Annotated in this window: 17 protein-coding genes; 8 read left to right on the forward strand and 9 right to left on the reverse strand. The window is 66.2% G+C overall.

Translation table 11 applies throughout. From position 1 onward, the window contains the following. The first annotated feature begins 155 nt into the window (after positions 1–155). The 3 genes from cysQ to galU all read left to right on the forward strand — a co-directional run bounded on the left by cysQ (position 156) and on the right by galU (position 2,973). Positions 156–950 (forward strand): 3'(2'),5'-bisphosphate nucleotidase CysQ, encoded by a 795-nt coding sequence (gene cysQ, locus LV780_RS14275; RefSeq protein ID WP_108220904.1) that lies wholly within the window; start codon positions 156–158, stop codon positions 948–950. A gap of 81 nt (positions 951–1,031) precedes the next feature. Then, complete coding sequence (locus LV780_RS14280; protein WP_108220903.1) at positions 1,032–1,841, forward strand: 3-deoxy-manno-octulosonate cytidylyltransferase; 810 nt, start codon at positions 1,032–1,034, stop codon at positions 1,839–1,841. Between the two features lie 238 nt (positions 1,842–2,079). Continuing rightward, positions 2,080–2,973, forward strand: coding sequence for a UTP--glucose-1-phosphate uridylyltransferase GalU (gene galU, locus LV780_RS14285; protein ID WP_011909699.1), 894 nt, complete (start codon positions 2,080–2,082; stop codon positions 2,971–2,973). A 202-nt stretch (positions 2,974–3,175) separates the two neighbouring features. Here the strand turns inward: galU and LV780_RS14290 are convergent, their stop codons facing one another. Genes LV780_RS14290 through LV780_RS14310 form a run of 5 tightly spaced genes read right to left on the reverse strand, consistent with a single transcriptional unit; the run spans position 3,176 to position 7,546 of the window. After that, complete coding sequence (locus LV780_RS14290) at positions 3,176–5,185, reverse strand: hypothetical protein (protein ID WP_108220902.1); 2,010 nt, start codon at positions 5,183–5,185, stop codon at positions 3,176–3,178. Continuing rightward, positions 5,182–6,051: a flagellar motor stator protein MotA gene (gene motA / locus LV780_RS14295; protein ID WP_101339638.1), complete on the reverse strand. Its 870-nt coding sequence runs from the start codon at positions 6,049–6,051 to the stop codon at positions 5,182–5,184. The genes LV780_RS14290 and motA overlap by 4 nt, the downstream gene beginning before the upstream one ends. Before the next feature lie 56 nt (positions 6,052–6,107). Beyond that, entirely contained in the window at positions 6,108–6,668 is a 561-nt protein-coding gene (locus tag LV780_RS14300; RefSeq protein ID WP_108220901.1) for a MotE family protein, read from the reverse strand. Beyond that, complete coding sequence (locus LV780_RS14305) at positions 6,665–7,051, reverse strand: hypothetical protein (RefSeq protein ID WP_101339639.1); 387 nt, start codon at positions 7,049–7,051, stop codon at positions 6,665–6,667. The genes LV780_RS14300 and LV780_RS14305 overlap by 4 nt, the downstream gene beginning before the upstream one ends. Positions 7,052–7,060: 9 nt before the next feature. Beyond that, positions 7,061–7,546, reverse strand: coding sequence for a flagellar basal body-associated FliL family protein (locus LV780_RS14310; RefSeq protein ID WP_011909694.1), 486 nt, complete (start codon positions 7,544–7,546; stop codon positions 7,061–7,063). A 74-nt stretch (positions 7,547–7,620) separates the two neighbouring features. Here LV780_RS14310 and fliF point away from each other — a divergent pair, with 74 nt between their 5' ends. From fliF to fliP, 4 genes are read left to right on the forward strand one after another with little or no spacing between them, the layout of a single operon-like run. Then, a complete protein-coding gene (gene fliF, locus LV780_RS14315) occupies positions 7,621–9,252 on the forward strand; it encodes a flagellar basal-body MS-ring/collar protein FliF (protein ID WP_108220935.1) in 1,632 nt (543 codons plus the stop codon). Beyond that, the gene (locus LV780_RS14320) at positions 9,252–9,845 is read left to right on the forward strand and encodes a FliH/SctL family protein (protein WP_108220900.1); all 594 of its coding nucleotides are present in this window, start codon (positions 9,252–9,254) and stop codon (positions 9,843–9,845) included. The genes fliF and LV780_RS14320 overlap by 1 nt, the downstream gene beginning before the upstream one ends. After that, a complete protein-coding gene (locus tag LV780_RS14325; RefSeq protein ID WP_011909691.1) occupies positions 9,838–10,104 on the forward strand; it encodes a FliM/FliN family flagellar motor switch protein in 267 nt (88 codons plus the stop codon). The genes LV780_RS14320 and LV780_RS14325 overlap by 8 nt, the downstream gene beginning before the upstream one ends. 5 nt (positions 10,105–10,109) lie before the next feature. After that, positions 10,110–10,820: a flagellar type III secretion system pore protein FliP gene (fliP, locus tag LV780_RS14330; RefSeq protein ID WP_011909690.1), complete on the forward strand. Its 711-nt coding sequence runs from the start codon at positions 10,110–10,112 to the stop codon at positions 10,818–10,820. On the opposite strand, the gene LV780_RS14335 is transcribed toward fliP, so the two are convergent. Continuing rightward, positions 10,811–11,842 carry a helix-turn-helix domain-containing protein gene (locus LV780_RS14335; RefSeq protein ID WP_117345055.1) on the reverse strand — a complete coding sequence of 344 codons (1,032 nt, stop codon included), beginning with the start codon at positions 11,840–11,842 and terminating at the stop codon, positions 10,811–10,813. The genes fliP and LV780_RS14335 overlap by 10 nt on opposite strands. A gap of 58 nt (positions 11,843–11,900) precedes the next feature. On the opposite strand from LV780_RS14335, the gene LV780_RS14340 reads away from it, so the two are divergent. After that, positions 11,901–14,807 carry a hybrid sensor histidine kinase/response regulator gene (locus LV780_RS14340; RefSeq protein WP_233863843.1) on the forward strand — a complete coding sequence of 969 codons (2,907 nt, stop codon included), beginning with the start codon at positions 11,901–11,903 and terminating at the stop codon, positions 14,805–14,807. On the opposite strand, the gene LV780_RS14345 is transcribed toward LV780_RS14340, so the two are convergent. The 3 genes from LV780_RS14345 to flgK are packed head-to-tail and all read right to left on the reverse strand — an operon-like array spanning position 14,794 to position 18,323. Then, positions 14,794–15,891 (reverse strand): flagellar basal body P-ring protein FlgI, encoded by a 1,098-nt coding sequence (locus LV780_RS14345; protein ID WP_101339642.1) that lies wholly within the window; start codon positions 15,889–15,891, stop codon positions 14,794–14,796. The genes LV780_RS14340 and LV780_RS14345 overlap by 14 nt on opposite strands. Next, positions 15,891–16,892, reverse strand: coding sequence for a flagellin (locus LV780_RS14350; RefSeq protein WP_108220898.1), 1,002 nt, complete (start codon positions 16,890–16,892; stop codon positions 15,891–15,893). The genes LV780_RS14345 and LV780_RS14350 overlap by 1 nt, the downstream gene beginning before the upstream one ends. Further along, entirely contained in the window at positions 16,893–18,323 is a 1,431-nt protein-coding gene (gene flgK / locus LV780_RS14355; RefSeq protein WP_108220897.1) for a flagellar hook-associated protein FlgK, read from the reverse strand. Positions 18,324–18,333: the final 10 nt, after the last annotated feature.

The raw sequence follows: 18,333 nt of genomic DNA on the forward strand, positions 1-18,333 counted from the left end.
ATGAAGGCGCGTATAGGGCCAAACCCCTTTCGACGCAAGCGCCGATTGACAGGCGGCGCCCCGCACGGCCCTCGCCCGGCATGGAAACCTTGCCGTTTACCCGCCGAGCGGGGATAAGGTCGCCATCCCTGCCGATCCACATTCCAGAGGTCTCCATGAACCACGAAGAACTCGTTGCCCTCATCCGCCGTCTCGCGCTGGAAGCGGGTGACCGGATCATGGAGGTTTACAACAGCCCGGACTTCGAGGTGAAGGCCAAGTCCGACTCCAGCCCCGTGACCGAGGCGGACGAAGCCGCCGACCGGCTGATCTCGGCGGGGCTGCGGGCGGCCTACCCGGACCTGCCCCTCATCACCGAGGAACAGGCCGAGTCGCACCGGCTGAGCGCGCGGACCTTCCTGATCGTGGACCCGCTCGACGGAACCAAGGAATTCGTCCAGCGCCGGGGCGACTTCACCGTGAACATCGCCTATGTCGAGGAGGGCGTGCCGGTCCGCGGGGTCGTCTATGCCCCGGCCAAGGGGCGGCTGTTCTACACCCAGGCCGATGGCACGGCGGTGGAGGAGACCGGCGCCCTCGACAAGGCGAAGCCCGGCAACCTCCGCCGCCTCTCGGTCTCGAAGCCCGACAACGGCGCGCTCATGGTCGTGGCCTCGAAGTCGCACCGCGACCAGGCGACCGACGACTACATTGCCCGATATGCCGTGAAGGACATGACGAGCGCGGGATCGAGCCTGAAGTTCTGCCTCGTGGCAACCGGCGAGGCCGACCTCTACCCCCGCCTCGGCCGCACGATGGAGTGGGACACGGCCGCCGGCGATGCGGTGCTGCGCGGCGCCGGGGGTGCGGTGGTGCGGTTCGACGACCATCAGCCGCTCGGCTACGGCAAGCAGGGCTGGGACAATCCCTTCTTCATCGCCTACGCGCCGGGCGTGACCCTGCAAGGCTGATGCGCCGCCGGGCCCCGCGCGGCCCGGCTCATCGACATTGCGGCGGGCACGGCGCCCGCCGTTCCAGCCCCGGAAGGTGCCATGTCCGTCCTGATCGTGATCCCCGCCCGCTACGCCTCGACCCGCTACCCCGGCAAGCCGCTCGTCGCCCTGCGCGACCCGGACGGCACCGAAAAGACCCTCATCCAGCGCAGCTGGGAGGCCGCGATGGCCGTCCGCGGCATCGCGCGCGTGGTCGTGGCCACCGACGATGCGCGGATCCGGGACGCGGCCGAGGGATTTGGCGCCGAAGTGGTGATGACCTCGTCGGATTGCCGGAACGGCACCGAACGGTGTGCCGAGGTGGCTGCGGCGCTGCCCGGCTCCGAGATCGTGGTGAACCTGCAGGGCGATGCGCCGCTGACCCCGCCCTGGTTCATCGAGGATCTGATCGAAGGGCTGCGCGCCGATCCTTCGGCCGAGGTGGCCACGCCCGTCCTGCGCTGCGACGGGCGGGCGCTGAACAGCTTTCTCGCCGACCGCCGCGCCGGGCGGGTGGGCGGCACGACGGCCGTCTTCGGGGTGACGCGCCACGCGCTCTTCTTCTCCAAGGAAGTGATTCCCTACACCGGCCGTCCCTATGCCGACGCCGAAGCGACGCCGGTCTTCCATCATGTCGGCGTCTATGCCTACCGCCCCTCGGCGCTGGCGCTCTATCCGGACTGGCCCACAGGCCCTCTCGAAGAGCTGGAGGGGCTGGAGCAGCTCCGCTTCCTCGAGAACGGCCGCCGGGTGCTCTGCGTCGAGGTCGAGGCGCGCGGCCGGCAGTTCTGGGAGTTGAACAATCCCGAGGACGTGGCCCGGATCGAGGCCATGCTGGCCGAGATGCAGACTGGACGAGACCCAGCCTGATTGCGGCCGCGGATTGCGCCTTTCGGCTGATCGACTTGGCACCTGCAAAAAGCGGCGCACCTGCGTCTTTCCGATGTGCGGCCCGGTGGATTTTCTGTAGAATCTTATCCACAGGAGGGAACTTTCCCTACCGGCGCCTAATTGCCGACATATCTCCGCGACAAGGTGCGGTGGGTTCCAACTCCGTGTAAGTTGCACGGTGCCTGCGGATCAGGGCAGGCGAAGCAGAGTGAGAGCTATGACAACAAAGAAGGTTACCAAAGCCGTTTTCCCGGTCGCAGGGCTTGGGACGCGCTTTCTGCCGGCGACCAAGTCGATCCCGAAAGAGATCATGACGCTGGTTGACCGCCCCCTGATCCAATATGCGATCGACGAGGCGCGGGCGGCCGGCATCAAGGAATTCATTTTCGTCACCTCGCGCGGCAAGAGCGCGCTCGAGGATTATTTCGACAATGCCCCGGAACTCGAGGCGGCGCTGAAGAAGCCGGGCAAGGAGCATCTGCTCGAGGTGCTGGAAAGCACCAACATGGAAAGTGGCGCCATCGCCTACGTCCGCCAGCACAAGGCCCTGGGCCTCGGCCACGCCGTCTGGTGCGCCCGGCGGCTGATCGGAGACGAGCCCTTCGCCGTGATGCTGCCCGACGACGTAATCGCGGCCGAGAAGCCGTGCCTCCAGCAAATGGTGGAGGCGTATGAGCAGACCGGCGGCAACATGGTGGCCGCGATGGAGGTGCCGCCCGAGAAAGCCTCGGCCTACGGCGTGCTCTCGGTCGAGGAAGACATGGGCTCGATCGTCAAGGTCAACGGGATGGTCGAGAAACCGAAGGCAAATCCGCCTTCGAACCTCGCGGTGATCGGGCGTTACATCCTGACGCCAAAGGTGCTGAACAACCTGAACCGCAAGAAGGAAGGTGCAGGCGGCGAAATCCAGCTGACAGACGCCATCGCCGAGGAGATCGAGGGTTCGGGCAAGGTGTATGGCTTCCGGTTCCGCGGCCAGCGCTACGATTGCGGCTCGAAGGCCGGCTTCCTGCAGGCGACGGTGGCCTTTGGACTCGCCCGACCCGAGTTGCGCGATGAATTCTCGGGATACCTGAACGACATGATGGCTCTCGAGAGGGCGGCCCAGTAACCGGAACCCGGACCGGCGCCGTCGTGACCTGGACGCGGCTTTGCTCGCGTGCGGATCGTGAGCCGCTGACCGGCATCGCCCGGCTGTAGCCTGTCTTCCACTCGCGGCAGGACAAGCCGAAGCTTGACCTGCTGCGCACGCCATCTGGATCAGACTGGCCGACGATGTCATCGTCCGCAAGCGGTGGTCAGGACACAGGAATTCAACGGAGCGGGCGCAGCAGGTCTTCAATCTTCTGGCGCGTGCGGACGCTCTCTTCGAGGGCGTTCCGACCATGGTGGAGAGAAACAGCGGCCTTCTCCGGCGTCACGACCGCCTGGCTTGCAGAGGCCGCCTGAGGCGCATCATCGGCTGTCGCTCGCACCTCATCCTCTGGACGATCTGCCCCACTGGCGCCAGCCGCGGGCACTGGCGGGATAACTTCGTCAGTCCCTTGCGTGATAAAGTGAAGCGGGGGCATGATGGCGGCGCTATCCTTGGTCGCGTCGTCCCCTCTCCACCATCGGTCGGCTGATGCCTCCAGGCCGAGAGAGCGCAGCCGGTCCGCCAAGGCCTGGCGCGTGGCTTGAGGCAGCGGTGGACGCGGATCAGAGTCGGCCAGAACTGCATGTTCCAGCAGGCTGCTGTCGGGTCCAAACGCCGCGAGAAGGCGCCAGACATCCTCGTCCGCTTCAGGTGCAAGGTCGTGACGCGCAAAGGCCTGATCGAAGTCACCGCTCAAAGCAAGGGCAAGTCGGTAAGCTCGGCCCAGTCTTGCCTCCAGCCTGGTTCCTCGAGCTTCATGATGCATGGCCGCCAGTTGCAGCACATCGTCTGCCGTCGGAGCCTCCCCATAAGCGGCCTTCCGTTCGATCAGCAGCGCAAGAGCCTCGCCGCTCATGGAACCCGGCTCCGCCTTTACGCGCTCAAGATCGGCGAGAGGAAGGGGTTCCCCTGTGACCATCATGAGGCGCGCCTCCGTCAGGGTCACGCCAGCGCTCGGGTCCGTGCTGCCTCGCATCATGATCTGCCGGATGCCTTCGGCATTTGCCAGATCGCCCAGATTCATGAGCGTCTCGGCCAGCCGGGGCCCAAGCGTCTGGCGCAGGTGTCGCGGCAGCGAGGAGAAGGCACGCAATACGGCGGGAGCATTGACAGCCCGGCTGCTCGTGGGCGGATCAGCGAGTACCGACCAAAGCGCGGCGGCCGTATCGCAGCTTGCCATCGACGACAGTGGTCCACCCGGCTGTCTTTCACCGTCGAGCACACGCGCCATCGTCTCCCATGTCTCACGGTCGGCGCTTTCGAACGTGAAGGTCTCAAGCAGGAGCCGGGCCTCTGCCCCGAAGCCGAGACCGAGGTAGAAGCGGACAGCAGCCGCAATGGCCTCCGGCCGAGGCTGGTCGAATTCACCGGTCAGACCCGAAAGCGCCGCACTCATCTGCTCGGCTACGGGCCGACCGTCGAGCCAGGAAGCAACATCCATCCTCTCATCCGCCGGACATTCGGCGCCCGTGGCGGTGAGCTTAGCAGGATCGTGCTGGAGCACCGAGATTCCGTAGCCCGGCTCCGGCAGGATCCGAACATTCGCTCCAGGATCGGTCGCAGGTGCAGCGCTTGCCGCAACGGGCGTCTTCTCGACGAAATCGACAGCTCCGGCAGCCGAGCCGCGGCTGAGTTGCTCGACCAACGACTGACGCATGGCTGCTACGAACGGTTGCTCCAAGGGCGGCGCGGGCGCAGCTTCGAACGGCCGCCTATCGACGGTCCGCCAGTCGTAGGGAGGCGGAGAGGAAACGGGGCGGGCACGCGGCCTGATCTCGGCCACGCCGGGCTGCGGCAGGGGCTTTTCGTGGGCAGCCCCCGCGAGGGCTGCCCCATCATGAATATCAAGCACGATCACGCCGGGCCGGATCTCGGTGGGCGTGATGTGACAGGCGCAGGAAAGACCGATCCTGAGATCGCCGTTCGGAGCCGGCTCCAGAGATCCCAGGCGCTGGCGCGTGATCACGCGGAAGGCGTTCGACAAGGCGAACGTGCGACCTCCGGGGGACAGGCGAAGTGCGTAGCCCTCGGCCGTCCGGCCGAGCGTCCAGGCCCGGATGCCGGCGTCCTCCACAACAAGGCGCGTGAAGCCCGGATGCTCCCCCGTACGTACGACCACCGGCTCTGCGTTTGCAACGGCGCTTGCGGCCAGGAGCGTGAGGACGGAGCCCATGCCAATCCTTGTCATGCCGCCTCCTGCTTCAGGGCGCGGATCGCTTCCTCGAGGTCCGTGAAACTGGGCCGGACATGATGCGGTGTATTCTGCCGCCCGACTTCGATGCACATGTTTGCCGGGTGATTGTGGAGATTGGCGATCAGCACCTCGCGGATCAGATTGTAGAAATGGCCATCCTCCTCGATCACGGCCCGCACGCGGGTCGCGAACGGACCGACGAGACCGTAGGCCAGAAAGACGCCGAGGAATGTTCCCACCAACGCACCGCCGATCATCTTTCCGAGAATCTCCGGCGGCTGGTCGATGGAACTCATGGTCTTGATCACCCCCAGAACGGCGGCGACAATCCCCAGGGCCGGCAGCGCATCTGCCATGGACTGCAGCGCATGGCTGGAATGAAGGGCGTGGTGCTGCGCCTTCTCGACTCGTTTGTCGAGCACCTCTTCGACTTGATGCGGATCATCGTAGTTCATTGAAGCCGCGCGGAGCGTATCGCAAATCAGTTCGATCGCGTCGTGATCGTGCTGAATCTTCGGATAGCGCGAGAAGACCGGGGACGCCTCCGGATTCTCGATATGCTCCTCGAGGCCGACAGGATTGACCTTGGCAATCCGCACAAGCTCGAACAGCAGGCACAACAGGTCCCGGTAGTCTGCCGGTTTCCAGCGCGGCCCCTTGAATACCTTTCCGACGTCCTTGAGGGTCTGCTTGACCGCAGAGAGGTCGTTGGAGAGCAGGAAGGAGCCAACCGCAGCGCCGCCAATCATGATCATCTCGAACGGCAACGCCTTCAGGATGATGCCGATCTTTCCGCCGGCCATCATGTAGCCGCCGAACACCATCACGAACAGCACGATGACGCCGACGATCCCGAACATGACCAACCTCCTGCTTGTGGTGCGGCCGACCTTCGCAGGGCGGCGTTAAGAAAGCCTCACTCCGTGGGCGCGAGCGCATTCCGCCCGGCGAGCAGGACGCTGACGCTGTAAGCCGCCTCCGGCGACATGCCGGACATGACGGCCGCGGCCGCCTCGGGCTGCATGCGGCCCATGAAGCCCGCCGCAAATTCCGGAGCCATGGCTTCGAACAGCGCCGCAGCCTCCTTCGGCTTCATGGACTCATAGACGCTGGTGAGGCGGGCCACATCGTTCTCGGCGGCTCCGTCGGCTCGCGCGATGGTCTCGCTCAGGGAAGCCTCGGCTGCCGCCAGTTCGGCAAGCCGCTCTCGCACAAGCACTTCCGCCTCGTCGAGTGCGGCCCTTCGGTCCTCCATCGCCTGCTCCTGCGCCCGAACCTCCGCTTCGCGTTCGCGCAGTGCCTCGGCAAGGGCGAGAGGCGGCTCCGGGCAGGTGAGAGGCGCATCGGACACCGACGTCTCCGGGGCCCGCGCCATCGCGGCTCCAATGCCCGAGCCCAGACGCATCGCGGCTGAGGACGCGAGAAGCAACGCGAGCAGCACGAGGGCACCGCGCGCGCGAAAGCGACGGGACGTCATGCGCGCGCCTCGGCTTCATCGCGGTAGGAACGGCGGCGCACGAAGCGGAGACGTCGCTCGGCCTCGGCCTCCTGCTCGGCACGCGGATCCCCACCCGTGTCGGGCAGGTCGTGCATCGAGGCGAGCAAGAGCTCGAGTCGGGCCGCAACCGCCTCGGCCCGCTCCGTCAGCGATTCGAGGGAACTGGCCGAGACCATGGCCGCACCGCGCGCCTTCTCCAGCGCGCGGGTCATCTCGTCCACCTGAGAGGACAGCACGGCGATCGCACCGCCCATCCCCCCCTCGAGCGTCGAAAAGCGCTTGAGCCGCTGAGACAGGACATAGCAGTAAAGGGCGGCGCCGAATGCACCGCCGGCCATCAGGATGTCCGCAATGAAATCCACTCTCGCCTCCTAGTTCAGCACGAATTCGGTCACCAGAAGGTCACGCACGCGGCCTTCTCCGGTGACCATCTGGATGCGGCGCAGCATCTGCGCGCGCAGTTCGACCAGCGCGCCGGGGTTCTCCAGGCGCGAGACGGCCACGGCCCGCAGGTAGCCGTTGATGACATCGATGATCCGCGGCATGAGGAGCGCGACATCGGCCGCATTGGCCTTCGCAACCTCGAGCTGCGCGGTGAATCGCAGATGAGAAAGGGTCGTATCGCGGCCCAGACTGATGACGATCGGATCAACGGGCACGAAGGCGATATCGGGCAGAGGAACCGGGCCCGCCTCCACCGTCGGACCGCCGTGCCCTGTCGGAGACAGGATCAGGCCCGACCAGGTCGCGTAGAATCCGACACCGCCCAGCGCCAGGGCAAGGACAGCGCCGCCAATCAACGGCATCAGTGACCGCTTCTTTCCCGTTTCGACTTGATCCGCCGCCGCATCCGCCATGATCGACTCCTTCCCTCGCAGTCGATCTATAGGCGAGATCCTCCTAACCGATTGTTAAGCCACATCCGCCATTGATGGTCCGGCGAGGCAGAAGCCCCAAGTCGGAGACCGAAGTGCAGAATCTGATTTCCATCTGGAACGATCTTGACGGGCGCCGCCGCGCCATCGTCGTCGGGGCGACGGTGGCCATGTTCCTTGCCATATTCGGCCTGTCGCAGTTCGCGAACAAGCCGCGCATGGCCCTTCTCTATGCGGGCCTGCAGGGTGCGGTTGCGGGCGAGGTCGTCGCGGCTCTCGAAGCGCAGGGCGTGGCATATGAGGTGCAGGGCGATTCGATCCACGTCGATGCGAGCCGGCGGGATGAGCTGCGAATGAAGCTGGCGGGTGAAGGTCTCCCTGCCACGGGCACGGCGGGGTACGAACTGCTCGACGGACTGTCCGGCTTCGGAACAACGTCGCAGATGTTCGATGCCGCCTATCTGCGCGCGAAGGAAGGAGAGCTTGCCCGGACGATCCTTGCCAGTCCGCCGGTCAAGGCGGCGCGCGTGCATATCGCACCAGCCGCCGCGCAACTCTTTCAGCGCGAGCGCAGGCCCACGGCCAGCGTCACGGTGACGACATCGGGCGGAAACCTCACCATGGAACAGGCACGGGCCTTCAAGCACCTGATCGCCTCCGCCGTGGCGGGAATGCAGCCTGAGGATGTCTCGGTGATCGACACGGTTGGCGGACTCATCCGGGCGGGTGACACCGGAGACGGCATCGCGGGCACAGCCGGCACCCGCGCAGCAGAACTGCGCCGCAACGTGGAGCGCCTGCTCGAGGCGCGGGTCGGGCCGGGCCGTGCGGTCGTCGAAGTCAGCTTGGATGTCGAGACCGCGAGCGAGACGATCGTGGAGAAGACCTTCGATCCGAAGGGGCGCGTGCCGATCTCATCGGAATTGCAGGAAAAGACCAGTTCGTCCACACAGCCCGCGCCCGACGTGACGGTGGCCTCGAACTTGCCGGAAGGCGATGCCGCTGGCGGCTCTGCCGGCAAGTCGAACTCGAGCGAGACGCGCGAGACAACCAACTTCGAGGTGTCGCAGACGCAGCGCGAGCTTCTGCGCCAGCCCGGCACGGTCCGGCGCCTCACGGTCGCCGTGCTGGTCGATGGTGTCCGAATGGCCGGGGAGGATGGACAGCTGACCTGGCAACCTCGGCCGGAAGAGGAACTGGCGGTGCTTCGCGAACTGGTCGGCGCGGCCGTCGGGCTGGACGAATCGCGCGGAGACAGGCTGACCCTGCGATCGCTGATCTTCGAGACGCCGCCGGACCTCGGCACACTGGCAGAGGCCGGTATGCTGGGGCGCCTGGGCAGCTTCGACCTGATGAGCCTGATCCAGATAGCGGTTCTGGCACTCGTGGCGCTGATTCTGGGCCTGTTCGTCGTGCGGCCGGTGCTGACCGCGCGGCGCGATCCGGCGCTGTCGCCAGTGACGCCGCCGCTCGCCCTGCCCGGCTACGGCGGCACCAACGAGGCGCTGACGGGGGAAATCGACGACAGCACTGATCTGCCCGATTTCCCGATGGTGGCCTCGGCTCCGCTGGATTTCGACGACGAACCCGATCCCGTCGCGCGCTTGCGCCGACTGATCGAGGAACGGCAGGCCGAGTCGGTTGAAATCCTGCGAGGCTGGATGGAACCGCAGCGTGAGGCGCCGTGATGGCGATCCGGCTCGAGACATTCGAGGTCGAGGCTGAAGCGGCATCGGATCTTGTCGTCACGGACGCAACGGCCATCGAGAACGGCCGCCTGGCCTCCTACGAAGAGGGTTACAGTGCCGGCTGGGAGGACGCGGTCAAGGCGCAGGCGGCGGATCAGGCGCGCCTGCACAGCGACCTCTCAAGGAACATGCAGGCGCTGGGCTTCACGTTTCACGAAGCGCGCATGCATGTTCTGCGCGCCATGGAGCCCCTGATGGAGGCGCTCATTGGCCGCATTCTACCCGAGATGGCGCGGGAAACGCTGGCTCCGGTGGTGCTCGAGACATTGATGCCCCTCGCCGAGCAGATGGCCGACGCCCCCGTCACGATCCTGGTCAATCCCTCGGTCCGCCCGGAGATCGAGGCGCTGCTCGGTCCGGCGACGGGACTTCCGCTGTCCCTTGTGGACGAGCCAAGCCTCGGAGACGGGCAGGTGTCGCTGCGTCTGGGAGGTGCGGAGACATGTGTGGACCTGGACCGTGCGGTGAATGAGATCGCGGGCGCGGTGCGCAGCTTCTTCGATCTCGACCAAAAGGAGATCCGTCATGGATGAGGCCGACCCGAACCCTTTCAGCCAGGTCCCGATCGAGATCACCATCTCGGTCGGGCGGGCGCGCCCCCCCGTGCGCGAGCTGCTGAAACTGCAGCGAGACGCGGTTCTGGCGCTTGATCGGCGCGTGGATGATCCCGTGGACCTTTATGTCGGCGACCGGCTGATCGGGCGGGGCGAGCTGACCGAACTCGAGGGCGATCAGGCAGGGCAACTCGCGGTCCGGCTTACAGAGGTCGCCAACCTTCGGGGGGGACTGTGACGCGCATGTTCATGCCTCTTCTGGTGCTTGCCGCCACGGCTGCACCGGCGGCGGGGCAGTCCCTCTCGGTGGACTTTGGCGACGGAAGCTCTCTCACCACGCGCAGCGTCCAGCTCATCGTGCTCATCACGCTTCTCAGCCTCGTGCCCGCCCTGGGGATGATGATCACCTGCTTTCCCTTCATCGTGACGGTGCTCTCGATCCTGCGGCAGGCGATCGGGCTGCAGCAGGCGCCGCCCAACATGCTCATTGTCAGTCTCGCGCTCTTTCTGACCTGGTACATCATGGACCCGGTCTTCACCGAGGCCTGGACCCGGGGCATCGAGCCGCTCACCCGAAACGAGATCGACATTCAGCAGGCGCTCGTCCTGGCCAGCGCCCCGTTCCGGGGCTTCATGGCCGCGCGCCTCGACCTCGAGACCTTCTCGACGCTTCAGGCGCTGAGGCCGGGCGAGATCTCGCCTCCCCTCGAGGCCCCGTTCTCGGTGCTCGTCCCGTCGTTCCTGCTCTCGGAGATCCAGCGCGCCTTCGAGATCGGCTTCCTGATCTTTCTGCCGTTCCTGATCATCGATCTGGTGGTGGCTGCCGTCCTTATGTCCATGGGGATGATGATGGTGCCTCCGGCCGTCGTCTCCATGCCCTTCAAACTGGCCTTCTTCGTGGTGGGCGACGGCTGGAGCCTGATCTCGGGCGCTCTCGTGCGAAGTTACTTCTGAAACTCCGCCGTCCAGAGCCGGAAGCGTTCCTGCCCGGTGACCTCGCGGATCAGGCCAAGATCGGTCAAACGCTCGAGATTGCGCTGGACGGCCGCGCGGGACGAGCCGGTTTCGGCTTCCGCGACCGGAGCGGAGAGCAGCGGCCAACGACAGAGCGCCTCGATCAGTCGCGGCGGCGTCCTGCCGGACAGGCCGGAGACGCGGGCAAGCGCGACCGTGCGCCAGTCGTCCAGCCGGTCAAGCAGCCGCAGGAGCGACCAGGTTGCCTGATTCGCTCCGGCATACCAGCGCGCGAGTCGCTCTTCCGGCGTGCCTCCTGATCGGAGAGCCGTGGCTCCTCCGGAAGCGAGGGGCAGGAATGCCTGCGACCGGCCTTCCACGGCCGCCGCGCGGGCCGCGACCACGGCCGCTTCCATGCGCCGGCTTTCGGCTCCGCCGGAAATCAGCGTCCAGCCGTGAAAACCCATGGCGGCCCGCGTCATGGGATGAAGTCCGAGCGAAGCCGCCTCCACATCGCGCCAGTCCATGAGCCAGTCCGCGTCCTCGGGTCGCCCGACGAAGGCCGCGAGGCCGGTCTCGGGACCGGGGCCGGACACCAGACGGCGGGCAGCCCATGCGGCACGCGACAGGGCAAGGCTGTCTTCGTGCGCCGCGCTCAACCGGAGCGCCATCCAGAGCGAAAGTCTGTCCGCCGTCACGCGATCACCGACCCACCAGCTGATCTCCGAAGCCTCGAGAACCGCCAGGCGCTCGCGCGCCCCCGGGGAAGATGCCCGCAGCCGCTCATCCAGGGCTCCAAACCGCTGGGCAGCCCGCGCAAGCTCGGGAGCAAGCGCGGATTCCGCACGTCGCCACTCCGCCGCACGCAACAGGTCCTTGCGGTCAGCCTCAGGCAGGGGCGCGCGGAGCGACGGCTCCTCCTCATCGAGACTGCAGGGGGCAAACCAGAGGTCATCATCAGCCGATTCCCGGTCATAGAGGGACGGCAAGGTCTCATCGGGATCCAACTGGGGCCACTTCATCCAGACAGCATACCACCACTGCGGGGCCGAAGGGAGGGTGCGTCCCATTGCCACACGAGTGGTCTTTACCCTGCCGGGGAACATCGTCATCCTGCGCCTGTCTCCGATCCGGAGAAGTTCCACGGAGAGCCCGATGCTCGTCGCACTTGACAAGATTTTTGCCGAAGATCCATCACCCTACGTTCTTCTGAAACGCGATTTGACAATGATCTGGGCGAATACCGCCTACCTGCGTGCCACCGGGCGCACGCGCGAGGACATTATCGGCAAGTGCATGACCGACGTCTTTCCGGCCGACCCGGATTCCATCCCTGACCAGATGCTCCGCGGCTCCTTTCGCAGGGTGATCGAACTGGGGCGCCCCGACCATCTGCCGCTCATCCCCTACCCGATCACAAGCGGCGACGGCCGGAAGGAGGACCGGTTCTGGAGCGCGACGAACACGCCGATCAAGGATGCAGACGGGCAGGTGGAGTTCATCCTGCAGAACACCAACGACATCACGGCGCTTTATCGTGAGGACGGGGTCGGCGCGCAGCCTTCGGATCAGGCGCGGATGATCCGGCGCGCCGAGGCGGTGACGCGCGAGAACCTCGAACTCGGCAGCGCGATCGATTTCTTCCGCAGCGCGTTCGACCAGGCGCCGAGCTTCATGGTCGTGCTTGAGGGCCGGGATCATGTCTTCCGCATCGTGAACCAGGCGTACCTGCAACTCGTGGGGCGTCGCGACCTGGTGCATCGCACGGTGCGCGAGGCGCTGCCAGAACTCGACGGACAGGGGTTCTTCGAGCTTCTGGACGATGTGTTCCTGACCGGCCGGGCGTTCACCCGCCGCGCCGCGCCTGTCCTGCTGCGCAACGGCGCCGAGATGGACCGCAGATACGTCGATTTCATCATGTGTCCACTGCGGGGCCCGGATGGGGATGTGCGCGGCGTCTTCGTCGAGGGCCATGACGTCACGGGCCAGAAGCTGGCCGAAGCCGAGGTGATCGAGACGCGCGAGCGGTTCCGGCTGATGGCGCAGACGATGCCCAACCACGTCTGGACAGCGAGGACCGATGGCAGGCTCGACTGGATCAACGATCGGTTGCGCGACTACTGCGGTCTGCCGGCCGAGGACCTGGTGGGAGCGGCGCCCATGTCCATCCTTCGCCCCGAGGACAGGGAGCGCGCACAGGAAGCCTGGTCGAACTCGCTGACGCAGGGCGTTCCCTTCGAGCAGGAGGTCCGCATCCGGCGACATGACGGCGCCGACCGATGGCACCTCTCGCGGGCCTTGCCGATCCGCGACGACCAGGGCCACATCCTGCGGTGGATCGGCACGAACACGGATATCGAGGATCGCAAGCTTGCCGAGGAAGCGATCGCCGGGCTGAACGCCACCCTTGAGGAGCGGGTTGAGCAGCGCAACCGTGAGCTGGAGGAACTGAGCAACACGCTGCGGCAGAGCCAGAAGATGGAGGCCATCGGAAATCTCGCAGGTGGAATTGCTCATGACTTCAACAATTTGCTTCAGACCATCACGGGCAGCGTGCAGCTGGCTCTGCGATCGCTGGACGAAGGACATGCGGCACGCCCCCGCCTCGACCAGGCCCTGAGCGCCGTCGGGCGCGGTGCAACTCTGGCGTCACAATTGCTGGCCTTCGGCCGCCGGCAGCCCCTGGCGCCCCGCGTGATCAATCTCGGCCGGCTCCTGCGGGACGCCGACCATATCGTCCGCAGTGCCGTGGGCGAGGGCATCGAGGTCGAGACGATCGTGGCGGGCGGGCTGTGGAACACCTGCGTGGATCCGGCGAATGTCGAGACGGCTCTTCTCAACCTGGCGATCAATGCGCGCGACGCCATGGACGGCCGCGGGCACCTCACGATTGAAATCGGCAACTCCTGGCTGGACGATGCCTACACCAAGGGGATCCAGGATCTGGCACCGGGCCAGTATGTCATGCTGGCCGTAACCGACACCGGCTGCGGCATGGCCCCCGACATCATCGAGCGCGTGTTTGAACCTTTTTTCACCACAAAGGCGGAAGGGCGCGGCACGGGTTTGGGGATGTCCATGGTCTATGGATTCGTCAAACAGTCGGGGGGACATATCAAGATCTACAGCGAGGTCGGCAACGGCACATCGATCAAGATCTACCTGCCCCGCTCCCTCGAGGCCGAAGATGCTGCGCGGCCTCCGGCGATCGGTCCCATGACCGGTGGCGACGAGACGATTCTGCTGGTCGAGGATGACGAGCAGGTGCGCCTCACCGCAGCGGGTCTTCTGCATGATCTGGGCTATGCGGTCCTGCAGGCCCGGGATGCCGATCGTGCGCTGACGATCGTCGAAAGCGGCGCCCGCATCGATCTGCTCTTCACCGATGTCGTCATGCCCGGGCAGCTGAACAGCCGGCAGCTGGCAGAGAAGGCCCGGATGCTGAGGCCCGGTCTGCCGGTCCTCTTCACCTCGGGTTACACGCAGAATTCCATCGTGCACGGGGGCCGACTTGACAGCGGCGTGCACCTGCTCAGCAAGCCCTACACGCAGGAGGCCCTGGCACGGAAGATCCGCGAAGTGCTTTCGACGGGCGGTTCACCGAGCGCGCCGCCGGCACCCGCGCGCCATGTGCTTGTGTGCGAGGACGATGTCATCATCCGCATGAACCTCGCCGAGACGCTGGCGGAGGCCGGCTACCGGGTTACTCAGGCAGGGGCAGGTGGTGCCGCGCTCCTGCAGATCAGGCAGGAAGCCCCGGACATGCTGCTGGTGGATCTTGGCCTGCCTGACATGAGCGGCCTCGAACTGGCCCGGACGGCCCGGACCATCCGCCCGGATCTGCCGATCCTGTTCGCGACGGGCGACAGCCAGATCCCCGATCTCGAGTTCAGGCCGCACGCCGACGTGCTGATCAAGCCGTTCGGAGACGAGGCGATGCTCGAGTGCGTGGCGCGACTCCTGGCCGGTGAGGTCATTTCACGATGAACTCGGCATGAAGTGCTCCGGCGGCATGGATGCTCTTGAGGATGTCGATCATGTCATTGGGCGCGACCCCGAGAGCGTTCAGGCCGGCGACCACGCGAGACAGGGTGGTCTCCGAGGGGATCTCGGCAAGCCCGGTGCCCTCGCGTTCCTCGATGGACGCGCGGGTGCGAGGGACGACGATCGTTTCGCCCTGGCTGAAGGGGTTCGGCTGAACAACGGCGGGCTGCTCCTCGACGCGCAAGGTCAGCCCGCCCTGTGCCACGGCCACGCGGCTGATCCGCACCTCCTCGCCGATCACGATCGTCCCCGACCGCTGATCCACGACGACCCGCGCAACCATCTGGGGCTCGACCGCAAGGTTCTCGATGCGGCTCAGCGTGTGGGCGGGTGAGGGCGAGCGCACCCGCGCGAGATCGAGCGAGACGGTGCCCGCGTCGAGCATCGCGGCCACACCGCGACCAAGCTCGCGGTTGATCCGCTCCTCGATCCGACCTGCCGTGGTGAAATCGGGCGTCCGCAGGGCGAGCCGGACGTTGTTCAGACTCGCGAAATCGAAATCCACTTCGCGTTCAACACGCGCGCCTTCCGGGATCATGCCGGCGGTCGGAACACCCTGCACCACGCGCGCGGCCTGCCCCTCAGCCGCGATGCCACCTGCGATGATCGCGCCCTGCGCCACGGCATAGATCTGCCCGTCGGCGCCGTTCAGGGGCGTCATCACCAGAGTGCCGCCCAGGAGGCTCTTCGCATCCCCCATCGCCGAGACCGTCACGTCGATCTGCGCGCCCGCCCTCGCAAAGGGCGGCAGCGTGGCGGTCACGAAGACGGCGGCCACGTTTTTCGGCCTGTACTCCTCGCCGGTCACGTTGACACCCAGCCGTTCCAGAAGGTTTGACATGATGTCTTCGGTGAAGGGCGAGTTGCGCAGCCCGTCGCCCGTTCCATTGAGTCCCACGACCAGCCCGTAGCCGACCAGGTCGTTGCCGCGCACACCGTCAAAGCGGACCAGATCCTTGATCCGGATCTGACCGGCGGAGGCCGAGGATGTCAGGCAGAGAAACAGGACGAGCAGCCGGATCAGCATCACAGGTAGTCCGTCAGGCTCAGGCGGCTCAGGCGCGCTGTGAGGCTGTAGAGCGTCTCCAACTGGGACTGGGTGGCCTGCAGCCGACTTGCCGCCTCATATTCGTCGATCCCCAGCAGATCCTTGCGCGCGATCTTGAGAGCGGTCGCCTCCGCGGCGGCGGCACTGGCAGCCTGGTCGATCCGTGCTTCCGTCCGCCCCAGACGCGCGGCCAGATCCACACGTTCGCCGTGGCCCTGGACAAGGACCTTGCCCGCAATCTGAGCCAGTTCGGCCCGGTCGGCCGACGCGCCCGCCAAGGCGCCCCGGTTGAGCATCGCCGCCATGGCCAGACCTTTCAGTGTCTCCCGCAGGGCGGGATCATTTGCCGTCACACCAAGCGTGACCTTCTCGCCGGGACCGACGGTCACCGGGGCCAGCACATCCCCTCCGCCATAAGCGAGACCCGCATATCCGGCGGGGCTGTCAAACCAGTTCCCGATTGCCGTCTGAACATCGGCGGCGCTCGCCGCACCTGCCGCGACAGTGTCGAGCAGGCCCAGAAGAGCGTCGGCGTCCACCACCGCGGCCGCCTGCGGTCTTGTGCCTCCAAAGATCGAGCGGTCGCCGACCTGGGTGTTCAGGGCCGAGACGGCGCTTCGGAAGGCGTCTTCGGCCTGTTCACCCAACTGGTCGATCGTCGTGCTCGAGCCCCCGGGCGTCAGGCTCAGAAGATCAAGCGAGAGCCCGGAAGCCACTCCGTCCATCTGCGCGAGCGCCGTCTGCATGGCAGAGGCGGTCATCGCTGTCTCTGTCGTTATGGAAGAGCGTGCGGCGAGGAGAGCCAAACTGGAATCCATGCTGTTGAGGACGGCGAGATCGCCGCCGACCTTCCTGCGCGTATCCGCCGCGAGCCCGGTGATGACTTCCGTCGACAGGCGCTGTGCATCGGCCTTCAGGGCTACGTTCTGTCGCCGAAGCATGAAGGTCCGCGCGAGATCGCCCAGGGAAACAGCGCTCATCTACATCTCCAGAAGATATTGAAGAAGGGCATCACAGGCCGTGACCACCTTGGCGTTGGCCGCGTAGGCGCGCTCGAGCAGGAGGAGCTGCTCGAGTTCCTTGTCGGTGTCGACACCGTCACCCAGGACGAGGACCTGAAGCTCGTCGCGCCTCGCCGAAGCAAAGCTCGCCTCCTGATCGGCCGAAAGCAGCGAGGAGGACAGGCCCGAGACGATCTCGGTCGCGAGGCCTGCAAGGCTGAAACTGCCCTCGATGTCCGCCGCGGAACAGGGAACACGACGATCGAGAGCCGCACTCATGGCGTTGAAGAGCGTGCCATCTCCCGTGCTGCCGGCCGCCGACTGAAGACCGTCACGCAGATAGCGCAGCGCCCCTCCCCGTTCTGGATCAACCTTGCCGTTCACACCGATGCGGCCCGCCAGACCGCTTGCATTTGCCGCGTCGAAGGCAAGACCTTCGTCGGTGAAGAGACCTGCGTCGCCCGCGGACAGACTGGAGTCCGCGGCCGTGAACCGCTCGATCAGGTCTCGGGCCAGCGCATCGAGCCTTTGCTGCTCGTTCGGCGCAAGCGTGTCGCGAACGGCAAAGGCCGCCGAAAGCGAGCCGCCCGCCATCAGGCCCGGGTCGCCTGGCACGCTGATCGGCCTGCCATCCATGGTCAGACTTCCCAAGGACGAAGACGCCGAGACCAGTCCCGGTGTCGGCGTGAAACCGATCTCGGCCACGCGCCCGTCCAGCAGGGCGGCCCCGCCCGTGGTGAAGAGCGCGATCTGGCCGTTCTCCCGCTCGATTTCGCGGAGAGGCACGATGGTGGCCATGCTGTCCACCACCCGCTGCCGTTCATCCTCGAGCGCGGAACTGTCGCGCCCGGTCACCCGGAGGCGCGTGATGCGGAGGTTGAGATCCCTCACACTCTCCAACCCCGCGTTCAGCTGGTCCACCTGGTCCGCGATCGAGGCATCCGCGCCGCGACGTGCGGTCAGCACCGCATCGGACGCCGCGTTCAGGCCGGAGACCAGCGCCTGAGCCGTGTCGAGCACATCCTGCAGACGAACTGTCGATTCAGGCCGGCTGGCGGCTGAGGCGAGAGCGGCCGAAAGACCCGTGATGCGGGACAGCAGGGAGCCGTCCGCCGTGTCCCCCACAACCTTTGCAATGCTCTCATAGAAGGCGGACCGCGTATTGCGGTCGCCCGCCGCCGCGTCCGCAAGCCGTCGATCGCCGACCAGGGTCATGTCGATGATGCGGTTGACGCCCACCACCCGGACGCCCTGCCCTTCGCCGCCGTAAGCCCGGGCCGACACCTCGAGCTCGCGCCGCGCAAAGCCCTCGGTCAGGGCATTGGCGATGTTGTTCGCGGCAGTCTCGACTCCCCGCGACGTGACGGTGAGACCGGAAAGCGCGCTCGACAGGGCGGTGGTGATGCTCATGTCTCAGCCC

The sequence above is a fragment of the Cereibacter azotoformans genome, assembly GCF_021391315.1.
GTDB classification, from domain to species: domain Bacteria; phylum Pseudomonadota; class Alphaproteobacteria; order Rhodobacterales; family Rhodobacteraceae; genus Cereibacter_A; species Cereibacter_A azotoformans.

Bases quoted from the DNA above. Each gene is read 5' to 3' on its own strand.
- cysQ (WP_108220904.1), top strand. From the start codon at position 156: ATGAACCACGAAGAACTCGTTGCCCTCATCCGCCGTCTCGCGCTGGAA.
- LV780_RS14280 (WP_108220903.1), top strand. From the start codon at position 1,032: ATGTCCGTCCTGATCGTGATCCCCGCCCGCTACGCCTCGACCCGCTAC.
- galU (WP_011909699.1), top strand. From the start codon at position 2,080: ATGACAACAAAGAAGGTTACCAAAGCCGTTTTCCCGGTCGCAGGGCTT.
- LV780_RS14290 (WP_108220902.1), bottom strand. From the start codon at position 5,185: ATGACAAGGATTGGCATGGGCTCCGTCCTCACGCTCCTGGCCGCAAGC.
- motA (WP_101339638.1), bottom strand. From the start codon at position 6,051: ATGTTCGGGATCGTCGGCGTCATCGTGCTGTTCGTGATGGTGTTCGGC.
- LV780_RS14300 (WP_108220901.1), bottom strand. From the start codon at position 6,668: ATGACGTCCCGTCGCTTTCGCGCGCGCGGTGCCCTCGTGCTGCTCGCG.
- LV780_RS14310 (WP_011909694.1), bottom strand. From the start codon at position 7,546: ATGGCGGATGCGGCGGCGGATCAAGTCGAAACGGGAAAGAAGCGGTCA.
- fliF (WP_108220935.1), top strand. From the start codon at position 7,621: ATGGTCCGGCGAGGCAGAAGCCCCAAGTCGGAGACCGAAGTGCAGAAT.
- LV780_RS14320 (WP_108220900.1), top strand. From the start codon at position 9,252: ATGGCGATCCGGCTCGAGACATTCGAGGTCGAGGCTGAAGCGGCATCG.
- LV780_RS14325 (WP_011909691.1), top strand. From the start codon at position 9,838: ATGGATGAGGCCGACCCGAACCCTTTCAGCCAGGTCCCGATCGAGATC.
- fliP (WP_011909690.1), top strand. From the start codon at position 10,110: ATGTTCATGCCTCTTCTGGTGCTTGCCGCCACGGCTGCACCGGCGGCG.
- LV780_RS14335 (WP_117345055.1), bottom strand. From the start codon at position 11,842: ATGAAGTGGCCCCAGTTGGATCCCGATGAGACCTTGCCGTCCCTCTAT.
- LV780_RS14345 (WP_101339642.1), bottom strand. From the start codon at position 15,891: ATGCTGATCCGGCTGCTCGTCCTGTTTCTCTGCCTGACATCCTCGGCC.
- LV780_RS14350 (WP_108220898.1), bottom strand. From the start codon at position 16,892: ATGAGCGCTGTTTCCCTGGGCGATCTCGCGCGGACCTTCATGCTTCGG.
- flgK (WP_108220897.1), bottom strand. From the start codon at position 18,323: ATGAGCATCACCACCGCCCTGTCGAGCGCGCTTTCCGGTCTCACCGTC.